The organism is Pseudomonas weihenstephanensis (assembly GCF_016812185.1).
Taxonomy (GTDB): domain Bacteria; phylum Pseudomonadota; class Gammaproteobacteria; order Pseudomonadales; family Pseudomonadaceae; genus Aquipseudomonas; species Aquipseudomonas weihenstephanensis.
The window spans coordinates 59,800-79,292 of record NZ_JAAEBV010000003.1; the positions used below are offsets into that span (position 1 = coordinate 59,800).

10 protein-coding genes and 1 pseudogene are annotated in these 19,493 nt (G+C 55.9%); 6 read left to right on the plus strand and 5 right to left on the minus strand.

Going from position 1 to position 19,493, the window contains the following annotated elements; all coding sequences use genetic code 11:
* Nucleotides 1–162: 162 nt before the first annotated feature.
* Nucleotides 163–1,476: an MFS transporter gene (locus GYN01_RS10985; protein ID WP_203307044.1), complete on the minus strand. Its 1,314-nt coding sequence runs from the start codon at nt 1,474–1,476 to the stop codon at nt 163–165.
* Between the two features lie 158 nt (nt 1,477–1,634).
* Between GYN01_RS10985 and GYN01_RS10990 the strand changes: the two genes are divergently transcribed.
* The gene (locus tag GYN01_RS10990; protein WP_203307045.1) at nt 1,635–2,747 is read left to right on the plus strand and encodes a sugar diacid recognition domain-containing protein; all 1,113 of its coding nucleotides are present in this window, start codon (nt 1,635–1,637) and stop codon (nt 2,745–2,747) included.
* 87 nt (nt 2,748–2,834) lie between these two features.
* On the opposite strand, the gene GYN01_RS10995 is transcribed toward GYN01_RS10990, so the two are convergent.
* From GYN01_RS10995 to GYN01_RS11010, 4 genes and pseudogenes are all read right to left on the minus strand, one after another.
* The gene (locus GYN01_RS10995) at nt 2,835–4,244 is read right to left on the minus strand and encodes an efflux transporter outer membrane subunit (RefSeq protein ID WP_203307046.1); all 1,410 of its coding nucleotides are present in this window, start codon (nt 4,242–4,244) and stop codon (nt 2,835–2,837) included.
* A complete protein-coding gene (locus GYN01_RS11000; RefSeq protein WP_203307047.1) occupies nt 4,241–7,420 on the minus strand; it encodes an efflux RND transporter permease subunit in 3,180 nt (1,059 codons plus the stop codon). The genes GYN01_RS10995 and GYN01_RS11000 overlap by 4 nt, the downstream gene beginning before the upstream one ends.
* Nucleotides 7,421–7,435: 15 nt before the next feature.
* Nucleotides 7,436–8,680: a multidrug efflux RND transporter periplasmic adaptor subunit MexE gene (gene mexE / locus GYN01_RS11005; protein ID WP_048402343.1), complete on the minus strand. Its 1,245-nt coding sequence runs from the start codon at nt 8,678–8,680 to the stop codon at nt 7,436–7,438.
* 453 nt (nt 8,681–9,133) lie between these two features.
* A pseudogene (locus GYN01_RS11010) lies at nt 9,134–9,337 on the minus strand (LysR family transcriptional regulator); the annotation flags it as partial.
* Nucleotides 9,338–9,981: 644 nt separating this feature from the next.
* Between GYN01_RS11010 and mtlD the strand changes: the two are divergent.
* The 5 genes from mtlD to GYN01_RS11035 all read left to right on the plus strand — a co-directional run bounded on the left by mtlD (nt 9,982) and on the right by GYN01_RS11035 (nt 19,428).
* Entirely contained in the window at nt 9,982–12,090 is a 2,109-nt protein-coding gene (mtlD, locus tag GYN01_RS11015) for a bifunctional mannitol-1-phosphate dehydrogenase/phosphatase (protein ID WP_203307048.1), read from the plus strand.
* Between the two features lie 406 nt (nt 12,091–12,496).
* A complete protein-coding gene (locus tag GYN01_RS11020; protein WP_203307049.1) occupies nt 12,497–13,015 on the plus strand; it encodes an Hcp family type VI secretion system effector in 519 nt (172 codons plus the stop codon).
* A gap of 110 nt (nt 13,016–13,125) precedes the next feature.
* On the plus strand, nt 13,126–15,633 hold the full coding sequence (locus tag GYN01_RS11025) for a type VI secretion system Vgr family protein (protein ID WP_203307050.1): 2,508 nt from the start codon (nt 13,126–13,128) through the stop codon (nt 15,631–15,633).
* Nucleotides 15,634–15,682: 49 nt separating this feature from the next.
* Nucleotides 15,683–17,830 carry a T6SS effector phospholipase Tle3 domain-containing protein gene (locus GYN01_RS11030; RefSeq protein WP_203307051.1) on the plus strand — a complete coding sequence of 716 codons (2,148 nt, stop codon included), beginning with the start codon at nt 15,683–15,685 and terminating at the stop codon, nt 17,828–17,830.
* Entirely contained in the window at nt 17,830–19,428 is a 1,599-nt protein-coding gene (locus GYN01_RS11035; protein ID WP_420850414.1) for a type VI lipase adapter Tla3 domain-containing protein, read from the plus strand. Before GYN01_RS11030 ends, GYN01_RS11035 begins: the two co-directional genes overlap by 1 nt.
* Nucleotides 19,429–19,493: the final 65 nt, after the last annotated feature.

The window sequence follows — 19,493 nt, forward strand, 5'->3', positions numbered from 1 at the left end:
CCGTTGCCGAAGGCGACCTGCGATGGCGAAGCGTTCGTAAACCCGATAACCGGGGTGTCAGTCAGACACCGCATCGGATGGGCTTTGACGGCTACGCCGCCGGCCGTAGCCTTGCATTACTCGTCAACGGCTAGCGTTTTTAAGTGCGTATGGCCCAGTCAATTACGCGTTGTTCATCCCCCGCGTCATGCGCAGCGCCAACACACTGCCGCCCACAATCACGGCGGCCAGCAAATAGAGCGCGACGTCGGTCGAACCCGTGGTGTCTTTCACAAACCCCACCAGGTACGGGCTCAAGAACCCGGCCATTTGCCCCATCGAGTTGATCAGGGCCAAGCCCCCGGCCGCTGCACCGGCACTGAGCATGGCGGTCGGCACCGGCCAAAACATCGGCAGGCCGGTGAGGGCGCCCATTGTGGCAATGGTCAGCCCCAAAATGGCGATTGCCGGTTGGGTGGCAAAGTTGACGGCGATGATCAGCCCCAGTGCGCCCATCAACATCGGCACCACCAAGTGCCAGCGGCGTTCTTTGCGCAAGTCGGCCGAACGCCCCACCAGCAGCATGAACACTGCGGCGAGCAGGTAGGGGATGGCACTCAACCACCCAATCACCAACGTGTCGCTGAACCCCAAATTTTTGATGATCGAGGGCAGCCAAAAGTTAATCGCGTACACGCCGCTCTGAATGCAGAAGTAGATCAGGCCAAACGCCCAGATCGCGGGGTTCTTGAACACCGCGAGCAGTGAGTCGCTGGTGGTAGGCGGTTTGTTCGCGGCGTCCAGCCGATGATCGGCTTGGAGCACTTCGCGCTCATGAGGCGTGAGCCATTTGGCGTTGGCGAAACTGTCATTGAGCAGAAAGATCGCCAAGCCACCGAGGATTACAGTTGGAATACCTTGCAACAGGAACATCCACTGCCAGCCGGCAAGCCCACCCTGGCCCGCCGCGAAGTGGCTGAGGATCCAGCCCGAGAAAGGCCCGCCCACCAGGCCCGACACCGGGATGGCCGACATGAACAGTGCCATGATCCGGCCACGACGGAATGTCGGGAACCATTGCGACAGATACAGCACCACACCGGGGAAGAAACCGGCTTCAGCTGCACCTGTAAACAGGCGCAGGGTGTAGAACTGGGTTGGCGTGGTGACAAACATCAGGCAGGTGGACAGCAGCCCCCAACTGACCATCATCACGGCGATCCAGCGTCGCGGGCCAAACTTGGTCAACGCCAGATTACTGGGCACACCGCACAGCACGTAGCCGATGAAAAAGATCCCGGCACCCAGGCCGTACACGGTTTCGCTGAATTTCAGCGCGTCGAGCATCTGTAATTTGGCAAAGCCAACGTTTACCCGGTCGAGGTAATTGAACAGATAGCAGATGAAAATGAAGGGGATCAAACGCAGGGTGATGCGCTTGTAGATGGCGTTTTTATCGTCATCGCCGGTCAGCGAAGCGGGGGCGCTCTGTGACATCTCTTGTCTCTCTTTATTATGTTTTTTTGCGATCCGAGGTTAACGTTGGTCGCTGCTTGAGTCTCGGTCACCCTTACGTTGCTGTCTTTGTGCTATTGCACAGCATTTTTGCGCTCAGGCTGTGCCTAAGAACAAATGTTTCCAAGGATTGTCACCCTATGTTTGAACTGGATCATGATTTGGCGCAGGACATCGTGGATCGCGCGATGGCCATCTTGCCGTACAACGTTAACGTGATGGACAGCCAGGGGCTGATCCTGGGCAGTGGCGAGCCGGAGCGTATCAACACCCGACATGAAGGGGCGCAGTTAGTGTTGGCCAACGGACGGGTGGTGGAGATCGATGCGCACACCGCCAAGTGCCTCAAGGGTGTGCAGCCGGGCATTAACCTGCCCTTGCTGCTCGATCAACGCCTGATCGGTGTGCTCGGCCTGACCGGTGAACCCGAACTATTGCGCACCTACGCCGAGCTGGTGCGCATGACTGCCGAGATGCTGGTGGGCCAGCGTCATCAGCAGGCCGAGCAGCAATGGCGACGCCAGCGTTGCGACGATTTGGTGGCCTTGTTGCTGAGTGAAGGCGGCGATTCTCCGCGCTTGATCGATGAAGCTCAGCAGTTAGGTCTCAAACCCCAACTGTCGCGTATTCCGTATCTGTTTGAGTTGGGCAAAGGTCTCACCGGCGAAGCCCTCGGCGCGTGGTTGCAGTCACGTTACCCGGACAGCTGGTGCGTGTGCCCGGCCAACGCATCGCTACTGTGGTGCCGGCCGGCCACCACCACGCTGGATGATGTGCGGCTGTTGGAGCGTCTCGACACCCAGGGCTGGAACGTGCTGCGCATTGCCGCTGGAGGCCAGGCCGATGCGCTCAAAGGGCTGCGTCGTTGCTACCGTCGGGTCGGGGATTTGCTGGCCTATGGGCGCGATGTATTACCTGACACACGGCTGCTGAGTCTGGATCGCTATCGATTGCCCGTCATGCTGTGGCGCCATCGCAATGACGATGCGCTGGAAGAGTTGCTCAATCCGTTGCACAAGGTGGTGGCCAAAGACAGTAACGGCCAATTGATTGCTACCTTGCGCAGTTGGTGTGTGCACGACGGTCAAAGTCAGGCCTGTGCCGATGCGCTGGGTATTCATCGCAACAGCCTGCGCTATCGCATGGAGCGCATTGCCGAGTTGAGCGGAGTCGATCCGCTGAGCCTGAACGGCATGTTGGCGCTGTATCTGGGGGTGCAACTGCTGCCCTATGCCCGAGCTTCAGCGATTTGAAAGCAAAAAAAAGCCCCGCGACCGAATGAACGCGGGGCTAAACGGTTGGATGCGACCAACCAAAGGAGCCGTTAAATCAGTTGAAACTTAGCGCGCACTGGCCAGGGTTTCGACCTGCCAGCCGCCACCCAGGGCTTTGTAGATCGCCACAACGCCGCGATACAACTCAACCTCGGCTTGCGCTTGGCTGTCTTCGGCCGCCAGTCGTTCGCGCTGGGCATCGAGCAGCACCAAAAAGTCCACGGTGCCTTCACGGTAACGAATGGCTGCCAAATCCGCCGCGGTGCGACTGGACTCGCTTTGTCGAATCAGCGACACCAAGCGTTGCTGACGTTTGCCGTAGTCAGTGAACGCGTTTTGCGACTCTTCCAGCGCCAACAACACTTGCTGCTCATAGCTGGCCAAGGCGCCATCGGCTTGTGCATCCGCACCGCGCAAGCGGGCGCGCACACTGCCCAAATCAAATGCAGGCCAAGTGATACGCGGGCCTAAGGCCCAGGCATTGGCAGCAGCCGAACCGATTTGCGATCCACGTCCGGCGGCAAAGCCGAGGAACCCGCTGAGGCTGACCCGCGGAAACAGATCCGCCTTGGCTACGCCGATACGGGCGGTGGCGGCGGCCAACTTACGTTCAGCGCTCATGATGTCCGGACGACGTTGCAGCAGATCGCCGGGGTTGCCAATGTTCAACGCTTTAGCAATGGCAGGCAGTTTGGCCGGGCTCAGATCCACACTCAGTTGCTCTGGCCGTTGGCCCAGCAACGTGGCGATGCGGTTGCGTTCACGCGCCTGTTCGGCCTGCAATTGCGGCACGCTGGCTTCAACGGCGGCCAGACGTGCATCCGCGCGCATCACGTCCAGCTCATCACCCACCCCAGCATCGCGCAGGCTTTCGGTGATGGCTTTGGATTCCTGCTGGTTTTTCAGGTTGTCCAAGGCAATGCGTTCACGCAATTGAGCGCCGCGCAGTTCGCCATAGGCATCGACCAACTCAGCAATCATCGTCACTTGCAACTGATACAAATCCGCTGCCGCTGCTTGCTCGTCAGCGTCGCTGGCTTCCAATTGACGCTGGATACGCCCGAACAGATCGATTTCCCACGCCATGTCCAGGCCCAGGTCGTAGCGCTCACTGTTGACGCGCTTCTCGGTCTGCCCTGGAATTTGCCCCTTGCCCAGGTCACTGCTGGCACGGCTGGTGATGGTCGGCATCGCATCGTTGCTGACGTCATCACGAATGGCCCGTGCTGCACGCAAGCGGGCAAACGCCACGCGCAGTTCACGGTTGCCGGCCAACGACTGAGACACCAATGCATTCAAGGTTGGATCGTCGAACTGCTGCCACCAGATCCCTTCAAAATGCGCACGGTCAAAGCCTTTAAGGGTCTCGGCGCTGATCTGCGCCGGCACAGTCTTCGGCGTTTGGTAATCCGGGCCTACGGCACAGGCGCTCAACGCCAGTACCAACAGGCTTGGAAGGAAGGCTTTCACGCTCATTGCTGCGGCTCCAACTTCAAGTGCTTGGCGGCTTTGCGCGCTTCACTGCGCTCCACATAGCGGCGAATCAAGACATAGAACACTGGCGTCAGCAGCAGGCCGAAGAAGGTCACACCGAGCATGCCGGAGAACACCGCAACACCCATTGCGTGACGCATTTCAGCACCCGCACCGCTAGAGAGCACCAGAGGCACCACACCCATGATGAACGCGAACGAGGTCATCAGGATCGGCCGCAGACGCAGGCGGCAGGCTTCGAGCACCGCCGCCAGCGGGTCGAGGCCTTCTTCCTGTTTGTCCTTGGCGAACTCGACGATCAAAATCGCGTTCTTGCACGCCAACCCCACCAGTACGATCAAGCCGATCTGAGTGAAGATGTTGTTGTCACCGCCCGAAATAATCACCCCGGTAATCGCCGACAGCAGCGTCATCGGCACAATCAGGATGACCGCCAGTGGCAGGCTCCAGCTCTCGTATTGCGCAGCCAGCACCAGGAACGCCAGCAGCACGCAGAGCGGGAACACAAACAGTGCGGTATTACCCGACAGGATTTGCTGATACGTCAGTTCAGTCCACTCATAGGTCATGCCGTTAGGCAGTTCTTCTTTGAGCAGTTTCTCCATGGCCGCTTCTGCTTGCCCGGAGCTGTAGCCCGGTGCCGCGCCGCCATTGATTTCGGCAGTGACGAAGCCGTTGTAGTGCATCACGCGGTCGGGGCCTGCGGTGTCGCTGACCTTGATGAAGGTTGCCAGCGGGATCATTTCGCCTTTGTTGTTGCGCACTTTCAGTTGGCCAATCTGCTCAGGCTCCAGGCGGAACTGCTGCTCAGCTTGAACGTTGACCTGATAAGTGCGCCCGAAGCGGTTGAAATCGTTGGCATACAGCGAACCCAGATAGATCTGCAATGTGTCAAAGATGTCGTTGATGGCCACGCCGTGGGTCTTGGCTTTTTCCCGATCAATCGCAGCATCAACTTGTGGCACGTTGACTTGGTAGCTGGTGAACAACCCGGCCAGCTCTGGCACGTTATGGCTCTTGGCAATCACGTTCTGTACTTCTTTGTACAGTTCGTCATAACCCAGATTGCCGCGGTCTTCGATTTGCAGGCGGAACCCGCCAATAGTGCCCAGACCTTGTACCGGAGGTGGCGGGAAAATCGCGATGTAAGCGTCCTGAATGTCCGCGAACTGGGCGTTCAAGGAGGCTGCAATGGCGGCAGCCGACTGGCTTGGGTCCTTGCGCTCATCAAACGGCTTGAGCGGGGTGAACACGATGCCGCTGTTCGGGCTGTTGGTAAAACCGTTAATCGACAGACCAGGGAAGGCCACCGAGTTGGCAACCCCCGGTTGTTTAAGCGCAATTTCGGACATGCGCTTGATAACGGCTTCAGTACGATCCAGGCTCGCGGCGTCTGGCAATTGGGCGAAGGCCACCAGGTATTGCTTGTCTTGCGGTGGTACGAAGCCGGTTGGCGTATGGGCAAAACCGGCCCACGTCAGCACCATCAAGCCTGCGTACAGCAACATGGCGATACCGCTGCCACGAATCACACGGCGCACAGTGCCGACATAACCGTTACTGGCCTTGACGAAGAAACGGTTGAACGGGCCGAACAGCCAGCCACCGAACAGACGATCCAGCACACGGGTAAAACGGTCTTTCGGCGCGTGATGGCCTTTCAGCAATACCGCTGCCAGTGCAGGGGACAACGTCAGCGAGTTGAAGGCCGAGATGACCGTGGAAATAGCAATGGTCAGGGCGAACTGCTTATAAAACTGCCCGGTCAGACCCGAGATAAAGGCGGCCGGAATAAACACCGCACACAGCACCAATGCCGTGGCAATGATCGGGCCGGTCACTTCACGCATCGCCCGCTTGGTGGCATCTACGGGGTTGAGTCCCAGCGCGATATTTCGCTCGACGTTCTCCACCACCACAATCGCATCGTCGACCACGATCCCGATGGCCAGTACCAGACCGAACAGCGACAGTGCGTTGAGCGAGAAGCCGAACATGTGCATCACGGCAAACGTACCGATCAACGACACTGGCACGGCCACTAGCGGAATGATCGAGGCGCGCCAGGTTTGCAAAAACAGGATAACGACCAGTACCACCAGAATCAGGGCTTCAAACAGGGTATGCACCACGGCTTCGATCGAACCACGAACGAAAACGGTCGGGTCATACACGATGTCGAAGTCCATCCCTTGCGGGAAGTTCTGCTTGAGTTCGGTCATTTTTGCGCGAACGTCATCGGAAATCTGGATCGCATTGGAACCAGGGCGCTGGAAGATCGGTATCGCCACTGCCGGTTGGTTATTCAGCAACGAACGCAAGGCGTACTGACTGGAGCCCAGCTCAACCCGTGCAATGTCCTTCAAACGCGTGATCTGCCCATCGTCACCCGAACGGATGATGATGTTCTCAAACTCTTCTTCAGTGACCAAACGGCCCTGGGTGTTGACCGACAGCTGGAAGCTGGTGGCATTCGGCGCTGGCGGGGTGCCCAGGGCACCGGCAGCAACCTGACGGTTTTGCTCACGAATGGCCGTGACCACATCGGTAGCGGTCAGGTTGCGTGAAGCGGTTTTGTTCGGATCAAGCCAGACCCGCAATGAGTAGTCGCCCATGCCGAACATCTGCACATCGCCGATCCCGTTCAACCGTGCCAACTCATCCTTGATGTTGAGGATGGCGTAGTTAGACAGGTACAGCATGTCGTAACGCTGGTCCGGAGAGGTCAAGTGCACAACCATCGTCAGGTCGGGCGAGGCCTTGTCCACGGTAATGCCGATGCGCGTGACTTCCTCAGGCAGCTTGGGCTGCGTGCGCGTCACACGGTTTTGCACTTGCACCTGAGCGTTGTCCAGGTCAGTGCCCAGCGCAAAGGTGATGGTCAGGGTGATCTTACCGTCAGCGGTGGACTGTGAAGACATGTACAACATGTTTTCAACGCCGGTTATCGCTTGTTCCAGCGGCGCGGCAACGGTATCGCCAATCACTTTCGGGTTGGCGCCGGGGAAGTTGGCACGCACCACCACGGTCGGCGGTACGACTTCCGGGTATTCGCTGATCGGCAATTGGAACAGCGAAATGCCACCCGCAATCAAGATCAACAATGAAAGTACGGCCGCGAAAATGGGCCGCTGAATGAAGAACTGGGAAAAATTCATCGGAGTTATCGTCCCTTAACCACGAGGAGTCGCGACACTGGCCAGTTTCGAAGCGCCAGTGGCGGGCTTGATTGGCGGCAGGTTGCTGGCTTCCAGGGCTTGTCGTTGTTGTGCCAGTGCGGCGAGGGTCTGTTCGTTGGCCATCGGGATGACTTCAGGTGTCACCGGCGAGCCGGGGCGTACTTTCTGCAAGCCCTTGACGATGATCGTGTCGTCTTTGTTCAAACCGTTACGAACAATGCGCAGACCCTCGATTTTTGGGCCCAGATCCACCGCGCGGTAGGTCGACTTATTGTCAGCATCCATCACCAGCACGAACTTTTTGCCCAAATCGGTGCCCACCGCTTCGTCATTGATCAAGACGGCAGAGTAGGTACCGCTGCCCACCAGTTTCAGCCGTGCATACAGCCCCGGCGTGAAGCTGCCATCAGCGTTATCGAACACCGCGCGGCCGCGAATGGTGCCGGTTTTCGGATTGACCTGGTTGTCGACGAAGTTCATTTGCCCCAGGTGTGGATGACCGCCTTCGTTCGACAGCCCCAAGTACACCGGCGTGGTCTGGCCGCGCTGGCCTTGACGGGCCAGTTGCGTGTACTTGAGGAAGACGCGCTCGTCGGCATCGAAATAGGCGTAGACCTTGTCAGTGGACACCACGCTGGTCAGTGGCGAGACGTCGGCCGTCACGATGTTACCGGCAGTGATTTCAGCACGGCTGACGCGGCCGCTGATCGGGGAAGTCACACGGGTAAAGCTCAAGTTGAGCTTGGCCAGGTCCAGCTCCGCCTGAATCGCGGCAACCCCGGCACGGGCTTGCTCAGAAGCCGTAGTGCGCGACTCGGCCAACTCGGCCGAAATGGCATTGCTTTCACGCAAGCGCTCACCGCGCTGTGCTTCGTTCTGACTGCGGGTGGCATTGGCGCGCGCCTGCTGCACTTGAGCTTCAAGACGACGCACTTGGGCCTGGAACGGGCGCGGATCAATCTGGAACAACAGGTCGCCTTTCTTCACCAAAGCACCTTCGGTGAAAGCAACCTGATCAATCTGCCCGGACACGCGCGGGCGAATCTCGACGGTTTCGGGGGCCTCAAGGCGCCCGGTGAACTCATCCCATTCATTGACCGGCTGTTCAAGTACTTTGGCCACACTGACTTTTGCAGCAGGCGCTGGAGCAGTCGCTTGTGGAGTTTTGCCGCATGCGCTCATCACCACGATGGCCAAGGCCGCGAGCGGGAAGCGCAAATGTTTAAGTGACTGTTCCATGAGAGGGGAGTCCGCCAATCTATTGAGATGGGGCGGATAATGCTGGCGCGCATGCTGGCGCACGAATCGAACCCAGCGAAGGTCACTATCATCCAGAATGATATAAACCCTGAGCAAGCCCTCTAGCCTGCGCTTTTTGTTAGGGGGCTATCAATTAATCTTTATCGTTTGCTGCGAACAATCAGAACTTGCGCAGAAATATTCAGAAAGGCCCTACAGCATCCCAGAACCTCTTGTCATTAGGGTTTCCCACTCACCGACATAGAGTGGACGTTATGGCTAATCACGGTGACATGACCCTCACGGGCAAAACGTCAGGATTAATATCCGCGGCGTATCTCGCCCCCCGTTCGCACACGCTATTCCTGCTCCGTTTAGCTGTCTGTCCTGCGAGTGCTTACCTGTCAAAAGTGCCCACCATTTTCGTTCGACATGACAAACCAACCGGATAGCCCAAAACATCTGAATACGGGAGCGTAACCAACGTGCCCCCGGATCGTTGTCTTGAGCTCCGCGCCACGCCATATGCACTTCAAACGCCGGGTAGCGGGGATCTTACGCGCACGCACCGCCTAAGGCGGTCAGCGCATCAGCGGTGCAGTCCGGCACAGTGGCGAGATTGTCGGGGCCCGCCAGCAATGTACTCAAACCATTAAATTAGCCATGCAGGCGGCGAAGATGATCCCGTGGACCAAATTGATTGAATTCACCGGTATGGGCCACGCGCCGTAAATGGAAGACCCAACAGGATGCATCGCCCCCCTGATCAAGCACTTGAGCCTGAAACCGGGGCTATTTATTAAGTCCTCATTGCCCGCGCAGCAGACCGGCTAGTGGCCATGCTCTTTGCCGCGAACCTTGATTTAGACGCTTTTAATGCGTTATAGCTAAAAAGGAGACCTATTTGGACACAGGAAATAACATACCTTATGGACGGAAGCACACGTATCCATCGCCAATCCGGCTCACGATCCGCACCCCTGATTGCGAATTGTGGGCCTCACATCAAGCACTGCGCATTCGCAGCTACAGGGTACATTTCCCGACTCCTGATCTTCATGGCCTTACCTTATCTTCGTCCCTGTTTCTCTGGGAACTGCGCCGACTGGCGCCATTGCTACGTCCCCCCGCCTGACACCCACTGAACACTGCTGCCTCTCGGCACTTCATCTGACCCTCATTGCCTGATCTGAACCCGGCGGACGGCTAAATTCCGTGTCCGGCGTGCAGAGACGATCCTCTTTCCACGCGCCTGCCAAACATTTCCACTGGCGCGAGCAGTACAAGGAGTTACACCCCCAATGATCTATTTCCAGGGCAAACGCATCCTTAGCGCCATCTTCGATATGGACGGCACGATGTTTGACACCGAGCGTTTACGCTTCAAGACCTTGAAGCAAGCGGCGATGGAGATTTTCGGCAGCCCGCTGAGTGATGAAACCCTGATCGGCTCACTGGGTTTAAGTGCCAAACGCGCTGAAGCGCTGGCCAAAGCCAATCACGGCGAAGACTTTCCCTACGCCCAAGTCAGGCAACGGGCAGACGAGCTTGAGCTGGCGCATGTGCGCAATCAAGGCGTGCCCATCAAAGACGGCTTGCTCGACGTGCTCGAGCGTCTGCGCCGCTGTGGCCTGACCATGGCCGTGGCCACCTCCAGCCGACGCGCGATTGCCGAGGAATATTTGATCAACGCCAACGTGCTCAAGTACTTCGACATCACGGTGTGTGGTGATGAAGTGGAGCAAGGCAAGCCGCATCCCGAAATCTTCCTCAACGCGGCCAGCGCGCTGAACTGCCTGCCCGAACACTGCCTGATGCTTGAAGACTCTGAAAACGGGTTGCTGTCAGCGATCCGCGCGAACGGGCAACCCATTCTGATCGAAGACATCAAGCCCCCGGCGCCAGAAGTCAAAGCGGGTGCGTTGCAGGCCTATACCAGCATGAGCGAATTTTTGGCGGACTTGAGCGACTGCATGCCTCACTTGGGTGTGCCTGAATTGACCGAGCCGTTTCCACAGGCCCTCAACCAGTTCAGCGTCGGCATCCACGGTTTCGGGGCGATGGGTGGTGGTTACCTGGCGCAAATTTTCTCGCACTGGGATGGTTACACCCGACCTTGCGAAATCATTGCTGCGACCCGCTCGCCGATGCTGCGCGAAACCATCCAGGCGTTCGGTCGCTACAGCGTGCGCTACGGCGCCACCTCGTTTGATCAAACCATCGAAAACATGAACATGATCGACATGGATGACGAGCAAGCCGTCATTCGCATGTACGACGTGGCCGAAATCGTTGGCCTGAGCCTTCCCGAGTCTGCGATCCGCAAGCAAGCGGGCGTGATTGCCCAAGGCTTGATTCGTCGTTTCGAACGCAGAAGCCGGGTACTCACCCTATTGATTGTTTTGAACAAGGTCGGCGGCGCTGCATTCGTGCGCGAGCAAGTTGAAGCGCATTTACGCCGCCTGGCCTCGCCGCAACTGTGTCAGCGCATCCTCGACAATACGTATTTTGCAGAAACCGTGGTCAGTCGCATCGTGTCCAAACTGTCCACCGACGCGTTGCTGCGACAGTTACGGATCAAGTCGAAAATGTTCGAAAACACCTTGAGTGAAGAGAGCCGCACACCGACCACGACCTCGAAAAAACGAGCGCCTGACTATGAGCAACTGATCAGCCGCTTCCGGCCATATGCCCAATCCAGTCAGGCGCTTAGCCAGTTGCATCTGATCCTGTTCAATAGCGAACCGGACATGCCGCTGTACGCCGAACGCTGCGGCCATTTGCTTGAGCGTCTGCGCCAGGTCAAGACAGTTGCAGACATTACCCAGACCCAAGTGATCAAAAATTTGCTGTGGAATGGCCCGCATGCCGTGATCGCCTGGTACGCCAGCCTGCTGGGGCATACCTGGCTGGGGCAGGGGATGGGCGATACACGGGTCAGCGCGCTGGCCCATCGACTAATCCGCGAAGAGGTCGGTCCGGCATTAATCGCGCAAAACCCGGAAGCGGCTGATGCTGTCGAAGATTTCTCGCAGGTTTTCCTCAAGCGCTGTGCCACCTCCTTCAAAGATCCCTGTGCCCGCGTAGCACGAGACCCACTGCGCAAGTTGCAACGTCACGAACGCATCTTTCGCAGCATTGATCTGGCCCGCAAACACGGGATACCCACTCCATCCCTTGAGTTTGGGGCGGCTTTAGCCGTTCATTACGCCCTGCGCAACCCCAATGAGAAGGATCAGGAGTGCCTGTTGATACGTAAGATCTATCGTGAAAAGGGGGAGCTTTTGTCTGTTCTGAGCTATGTGGGCGACTACAATGGGCGTCCTTATTCAGGGCTGGATCCGGTCACCGACAAGGATTTGCTTGAGTCGATTTCCCGCCGGTTCATTGAACTCAAAACGCCCGATTAAAGCCCCGAAAATCGAAAGGGTGATCCTGTAAAAGGGCTCTCTTTCGTATCAGCGATACTGACGTCAGGTGTGAGATATAACGAGGTGGTTGCGAAAAGTAGCATATAGCCATGATGCGCAAGAAGTTGCGCACTCGAATGTGGATAACCCTGTGCATACATCACCACAGCGCTCATAAGACGTGAGCTGTAGAGGAGTGCGCAAGAAGTTGCGCAGCACTGCGCAACTTCTTGCGCACTTTGTCGATGTTTCTTACGTGGAAATCATCGTTCCGATTGACTTAAACCTGTTATCTCATTGATTAGCATGGTTTTTATTAGCTTTGGCATGAACCTTGACTGTCTCTATCGGCACTTGAACGGCATTTGGGCCTTTCAAGTCCTTTTTTTCAGCAAGGAGAGCATCCATGGCGACGCCAGCGTATATGTCCATCACGGGCACCAAACAGGGTCTGATCACTGCCGGTGCGTTTACCGCGGACTCAGTGGGCAATACCTATCAGGAAGGTCATGAAGACCAGGTCATGGTTCAGGGCTTCAGCCACGAAGTGATCATTCCTCGTGACCCGCAATCCGGCCAACCGACCGGCCAACGCGTTCACAAACCGGTAAAAATCACCAAGGTGTTCGACAAGTCCTCGCCGCTGCTGCTGGCTGCGCTGACCTCTGGCGAGCGCCTGACCGAGATCGAAATCCAGTGGTTCCGCACCTCGGCTGCCGGTACCCAAGAGCATTACTTCACCACCAAACTTGAAGACGCGATCATCGTCGACATCAAGGACTACATGCACAACTGCCAGGACCCGTCGAATTCGCACTTCACGCACCTGGAAGACGTGGAATTCACCTACCGCAAAATCACCTGGACCCACGAAGTGTGCGGCACGTCCGGTTCGGATGACTGGCGTACTCCGGTCGCGGGCTAAGGCTGCGCGAGCGCGTTAAAGCCCCGGACAGTCAACTGTCCGGGGCTGCTCACCTTCCAGCGTTTTTTACCCGTCGCAAATGCCCACTCTTTTGACTAAGGAACAGTTAAATGCGTCAAAGGGATTTGAAGTTCACCTTCAGCGTACTGACCAGTCGGGCGCAATTCGAGGTAGTAGAGTTCACGTTGGAGGAGGCTATCAGCGAGCCTTTTCGCCTGACTCTGCAACTGGCCAGTGATAACCCCGCCATAGAGTTTGCCCAGATACTGGATCAGCCCGCGTTGCTCACACTGTGGGCTGGCTCCACGGCGGTACGCTACGTTCACGGCCTGGTTTCAAGCTTCACCCAAGGCAAAACCGGCTTTCGCCGCACGCGCTACAGCTTGGTGGTTGAGCCACAGCTTGCGCGGTTGGGTTTGAATAGCGACTGGCGCATCTATCAGCAAAAAAATGTTCCCGAGATCATTAAATCGGTGCTGAGTGAACACGGCATTCTTGAATATGAAACACGCATCAATACTGAGCATTTACCGCGTGAATATTGCGTTCAGGCGGGTGACACCGACCTCTACTTCTTTGATCGCCTTTCGTCCGAAGAGGGGCTGTTCTACTTTTTCAAACACAACGACAGCGCCCACACCCTGATTCAAGGCGACAAATTGTATGTGCAGGAGCGCATTGCGGGCGGGCCGGTGCTTTACACCTCGCAACCGGCGGCTGATGCCACCCAACCTGTGTTGTACGCTTTCAGCTACACCGAAAACGTGCGCACGGTTGAGCACACCGAGCGCGACTACACGTTTAAACGTCCTGCATTCGACTTGCAACAGCATGCGGTAGGCGAAGACATGCAGCGTCAATCCTTGCCCTATGAACGCTACGAATACCCGGGCCGTTACAAAGCCAGCACCGCCGGTAAACCGTTCACCCAGGACCGCCTGCGCGGTTACCGTCGCGATGTTCAAGTGGCCGTGGTGCAAGGCGATGATCCACGCTTGATTCCGGGGTTTTCATTTCAGCTACGCGGCCATCCACGCGAGGATTTCAACCAGTGGTGGCGCTCAGTGCGCATTACCCACCGTGGGATACAACACGCCAGTCAGGAAGAAGAATCCGCAGATGCTGACATGGGCGTAAGTTATGACTTCACTGCCCAGATCATTCCGGAGTCAGTGGAATGGCGATCATCACCATTGCCCAGACCGCGAGTTGAGGGCCCGCAAATAGCCAGCGTGGTGGGACCTGACGGTGAAGAGATCTACACCGATGAATATGGCCGGGTAAAGGTTCAATTCCCGTGGGACCGTGAAGGCAAAGACAATGACTTCAGCTCCTGCTGGATTCGCGTAGCGCAGAACTGGGCCGGGGCAGAGTGGGGCCATATGGCGATCCCGCGAATTGGCCAGGAAGTCATCGTTGATTACCTGGATGGCGATTGCGATCAGCCGATCATCACCGGTCGCACTTACCGCGCGACAAACATGCCGCCGTACCCGCTACCGAACCTCAAAACCCTCAGTACCATCAAAAGTAAAGAATACAAAGGTGGGCGGGCCAATGAGCTTCGCATTGACGACACCACTAAAGAGATCAGTGCAGCGTTGATGAGCGACCATGGCAGCACCGCTTTGCACTTGGGCTACTTGACCCATCCACGGCCCGAGGGGGGCGCCCCTCGGGGTGAAGGTTTTGAACTGCGCACGGATGAGAAAGGTGCGCTACGGGCGGCCAGGGGTTTGCTGCTCAGTACGGAGGCGCAACTGGAGGCTGGTGGTGGCCATCTTGACCGTGGCACCGTGGTGCAAGTACTCGAAGCGGCACTGCAACTGGCCAAGGGCTTGGGAGACTATGCCGTCGATAACCAAGGTATCGACCATGACACCGATCCGCAAAAAACACTCAGTGAAGCAGTGCGCGATTTGGGCCATGGCGCCAACAACGAACCGGACAAGCCCAATGGCGGCAACCCCGCAATAGCGCTGAGTGGTCAAGCCGGTGTTGCAGTCACATCACCTGGCAGCATTACCGTGGCTGCGGGCGAGCACATCGATAGCGTGGCCATGGAAAATCAGCAGCTCACTTCAGGACAAAAGTTTGTGGTTAACGCAGGCACCGATGTGGGGTTATTTGCGCAAAGTGGTGTGATGCGCCACATCACCCATCAGGGCCTGCTACTGTTGCAGGCGCAAAAAAACAATATTCGGCTGGAGGCGGACCAAAGTGTGGAAGTCACCGCGAGCAACCAGCATGTACTGGTATCGGCTAAAGAGCACATCACCCTCATGTGCGGAGGTGCATACATCACCCTCAAAGGCGGCAATATCGAATTGGGCATGCCGGGTAATTTCACGGTAAAGGCAGCCAAACACAGTCATATCGGTGGCACTAGCCTGGAAGCCGAGTTGCCAGCGTTCAAAGTAGGGGACACCCAGCGGCGCTTCATGCTCAAACAAATTGATGGCGCCACCGCGATGGCCAACGTGCCCTACAAAATCACATTGGGCAATGGCGAGATTATTGAAGGCATCACTGATGCGACAGGCGCCACGGATCTGTTGCAAAAAGATGCGATGAACATTGCCAACGTACGCATGATGCAACCCAAGGCAGAGTCATGAGTCTTATTGACACAACGGACGTGGTTAATCACCAGCAAGGAGCACACCCATGGGCGAAGCCGCTCACATGAGGACTATCGTTTCAGCCAAAGCCATCACCTTGCCCGGCGGCGGTGATGTGCATTTGATTGCACCGCCGCCCAAGCCCTGCGTGACGATCCTCGTGCATGGGGTTAACGACCTGGCGGGGTGTTATGCACATATCGAGAACGGTCTGTGTGCCGGTTTGAACGAACGCCTCGATATGCCGCAAACATTACCGGGTGGAGCGAACAACCCTGGATTTTTAACTGCTGCCGCTTATAGCTTGCCTCTCGAAGATGATGGCAAAGCGTCTGACCCTGACGCGGTGTACTACCGACGCAAATTCAGTGCATCAAACGATGGAAGCGCGACACGCAGTGTAGTAGTGCCTTTTTATTGGGGGTTTCGCGAAGAAGAGGCAAGCATTAAAAAACACGAACCGCATGGTGAGTGGCTGGATCGCAACAACAACAGGCTGGATAAAACCGGTACGAAAGAGGGTGGGCAATTCGCAAATGCCACTACCAATCTGCCCGACATGTGGGGTAAAGGTTTCAACGGTATGCTATTTGGTTTTATTCCCATCGATAAAATCGGCGGTTCAACGACGCACCCTCTATTTTCTGCACCTGGTCGTCGTTACATGATATTGGCCGCCATGCGTTTGGCGATGCTGATCAAGATCATTCGACAGCGTTATCCCAATGACACTATTAACATCGTGGGTCATAGCCAGGGCACATTACTTACATTATTGGCGCATGCATTTTTAAAAGACGAAGGCGTGAAGGCCGCTGACGGAGTGGTCATGCTCAATTCGCCTTATAGTTTGTTTGAGCCGTTTACTGAGTCCTTTCAGACCCGTCAGCAACAAACGACCGCTGCGCGCATTGCTACGTTAAAAGGCATTCTTGATTTCATCGCTACCTCGCCTAATCCCTCGCCAGCTCTATCGAGTGTTGCATTAAAAAACTGCTCGGGATATGGAGCTATTGGCGGGCCGGGCTGGACCGGGGGAGCAGGAAGTGAGACCAATATTAGAGGCAAAAAAGTAGTTTTCAATGAGCGAGATAATCGGGGTTGTACTTTTTTGTATTTCACCCCTCAGGATCAGACTGTCGGCTTGGGCAATGTGCAAGGTATGGGTTGGCGAGGGATTGGGGACAGTGTCAACAAACAGCCAGCGCGTACGATTTTGACGCCACGTTTTCACCAGAGGGTATTTACTTTACGTAAACGTGACGGGCAGAAAGAAGACATCGGCTTACATACCCCACCTTATATTTACCCACTGATACTGCCGGGCGAAAAGACATGGGAAGACACTGGGCTCGGGCTTAAAAGCAGAATCCTGGAAAAGGCCAGCTTTGATAAAGGGGAGCGAGTGGTATTAACCGCTGCTCAATTACCCGTGCCGGCAAAGGCTGTTTTCTCAAACGAAGGCAGCATAATGAGTCCAGGAGAAGACTCACCCAGCGGGGTTTATCAGGTAAAAGATAAACTTGATCCAATCGATGCAGCAATCGCGGTGAGTAATAAGGGGTGGAACTCCACTGACACACGTTATGCCCGGCATGAACACCTCGATGAAGCAACAGCATTTAAATATGGGCGTGATGTAAAAAGTGTAGAAAGGTCGCGCAATGAAGATAAAGAAACAGCTCAACAGGCCCATGTGTTCACTGTACGGCCCATCACGAGTGGTGAGGTATTGATTACCCGTGGAGAAACACCCTACGAAGCCCGTTTGCGGTATCAAAGTGAAGCATATCAGGAGGCTTTATCTTTTCACTCATCAATCCCCAACAACGCTGAGCACAGCAGGGAAGTCTTGGCGTACGACATTGCTATCGGGGCGGGCGAAAGCGTTGATGACATGCCCTTTTATGAATACTTGTGCCGTGTCGCGGATTGGCGGATTGATTGGAAAAATACGCGAGGGAAAATTTTTAGCAGTGGAGATGCTGAAACTGATCAGCCAGACGAAGAACTTCAGGACCTTTATCGGGTTGAAAATGAGCTAAACCGTGGTCTGATTAACGATACCATCTTGTACCGCATAACTGGAGTTCTCACGACGAGGGTTGATAACAACATTCCATCAGCTATTGCCCTCCAATCCTTGGATGAGCGTAAAGCGGGGCTTCCCATCAGGTTTGGAGGTCATTATTGATGCGATTACTCACCACAAGTTTGATTATCTATTTCATCTTATGGGCAGTGCACTCTACTCAGGCGGTTGCATCTGACTCGGTAAAAACGACGAAGTGCTTTCTAAGTCCTGAAACATCAGTAAAGCCCTATATATCTGCTAAGAAGATACCCATTATGCCCACAGATACTCGCTATCGCGCCCCTTTGAGATCTCAGAAGTTAGATACTTTAGATGTGCTCAGCCTTGGACTCAGTGTCGACGTTTTCCGCCAAGGGAAAACGTGGGAAGAATTAGAGGCGCAAAGCAAAAACCAGCATGAATCTTTGCACACCGGAAGTATTCTACCGATGGACCCTATGCAATACCCAACAACTGCCGATGACAAAGACATGGCCTCTGCAAAGCGCGAGGCTGACGCACTGGAACTGGGCTTGCGCAACTTCTTAGAGAAATGGCCCATTCCGACGATTACTATTGTGCGTGGTTGGAATCCAACCACACCGAACCTGCGGTTTACACCCGGGGAAACACAAGAGAGTTTGAATGTAATGGTAAATGATATGCGAATTCCGGCGGGTCTACATTGGCATCGAATACGGAATATGCAAAATGGCATTATTTGTAATGACACACCAGAAGGTGCCGTGGAATATGTTTTCCAGTTATTTGAACAACACCCTGATTTACCAGCTTTATTAATTTATGTAAATGAAGGCATTAGCATGGCTGGGGCATTATCGACCAAAGATATTTCGTTGCGTTCTTTAGGCGCGACATCCGGCCCACGGCAAACAGACAAATTAACAGACGCCATGGTTGCCCTGGTCGTAGGCCGCCCTGAGCGTGTCGAGTGGCTGCGTTACTACGCGCAATACGCCAAGGTCAACGATAACAAGATCGATCCCGAGTTCCGTGGCTGGGGCTGGCGTAAACCACCGGTTGAGTTCCAACCCTCCGAATTCATCCCGCAACCCTGGACTCAGCGCGCTTTTGAGCAATGGGATGCCATGCAGGTTCTGGCCAAAATTCATCGCCCTGTGACGGTCTCACTCAAGCGACCCGATAACGGCGAGCGCCTGAAGCGCGAAGCACTCTCAGCGCAATTGGCTGCCGGATGGAATAAAGCCACAGACGCACTCGTCCCCAAACCTGCGCGGCTGTTTTATGACGGTGGATTGAACAGCAGACCCATTGCCGAGCTGTCCCCGGCATTGCACGCCGCCCACAGTTCTCTGGACCTGCTCGATTCGCGCGAAAGCTACGACCTGACCCAGCGCCTGGGCGACACCGGTTCTGCGTCACCGTTTGTGGGCATCGCCCTGGCCACAATGGCCAGTTACCTGAATGCGGACACCAGCGTGGTCATGCCCATGCGCCGTCAGGATCAAGCGACGATTATTCCGATTACCTCCGCCACACCGGGCAAAAAACCTGTCGGCAACCCGTTTGGTATCAACCTCATGCCACAGACGGCCAGCAGTGATGAGACGACTGAGATAAAACCCGAACCTGTGCGACAAGTACCAGCCATCCGCCCGTTAGCAGACGAGGACTACACCCTCGAAGAGTTTTTGGCCGAGCAGAACAAGAACCGAAACTGGATGGATGAGTTGTAGAAACCTGGCGGGCTCAGATTTTCCCGCACAACACGGACGTGGTTAATCACCAGCAAGGAGTACAC

Excerpts from the sequence above, each read along its gene's own strand:
- GYN01_RS10985 (WP_203307044.1), bottom strand. The coding sequence starts at position 1,476 with ATGTCACAGAGCGCCCCCGCTTCGCTGACCGGCGATGACGATAAAAAC.
- GYN01_RS10990 (WP_203307045.1), top strand. The coding sequence starts at position 1,635 with ATGTTTGAACTGGATCATGATTTGGCGCAGGACATCGTGGATCGCGCG.
- GYN01_RS10995 (WP_203307046.1), bottom strand. The coding sequence starts at position 4,244 with ATGAGCGTGAAAGCCTTCCTTCCAAGCCTGTTGGTACTGGCGTTGAGC.
- GYN01_RS11000 (WP_203307047.1), bottom strand. The coding sequence starts at position 7,420 with ATGAATTTTTCCCAGTTCTTCATTCAGCGGCCCATTTTCGCGGCCGTA.
- mexE (WP_048402343.1), bottom strand. The coding sequence starts at position 8,680 with ATGGAACAGTCACTTAAACATTTGCGCTTCCCGCTCGCGGCCTTGGCC.
- mtlD (WP_203307048.1), top strand. The coding sequence starts at position 9,982 with ATGATCTATTTCCAGGGCAAACGCATCCTTAGCGCCATCTTCGATATG.
- GYN01_RS11020 (WP_203307049.1), top strand. The coding sequence starts at position 12,497 with ATGGCGACGCCAGCGTATATGTCCATCACGGGCACCAAACAGGGTCTG.
- GYN01_RS11025 (WP_203307050.1), top strand. The coding sequence starts at position 13,126 with ATGCGTCAAAGGGATTTGAAGTTCACCTTCAGCGTACTGACCAGTCGG.
- GYN01_RS11030 (WP_203307051.1), top strand. The coding sequence starts at position 15,683 with ATGGGCGAAGCCGCTCACATGAGGACTATCGTTTCAGCCAAAGCCATC.
- GYN01_RS11035 (WP_420850414.1), top strand. The coding sequence starts at position 17,830 with ATGCGATTACTCACCACAAGTTTGATTATCTATTTCATCTTATGGGCA.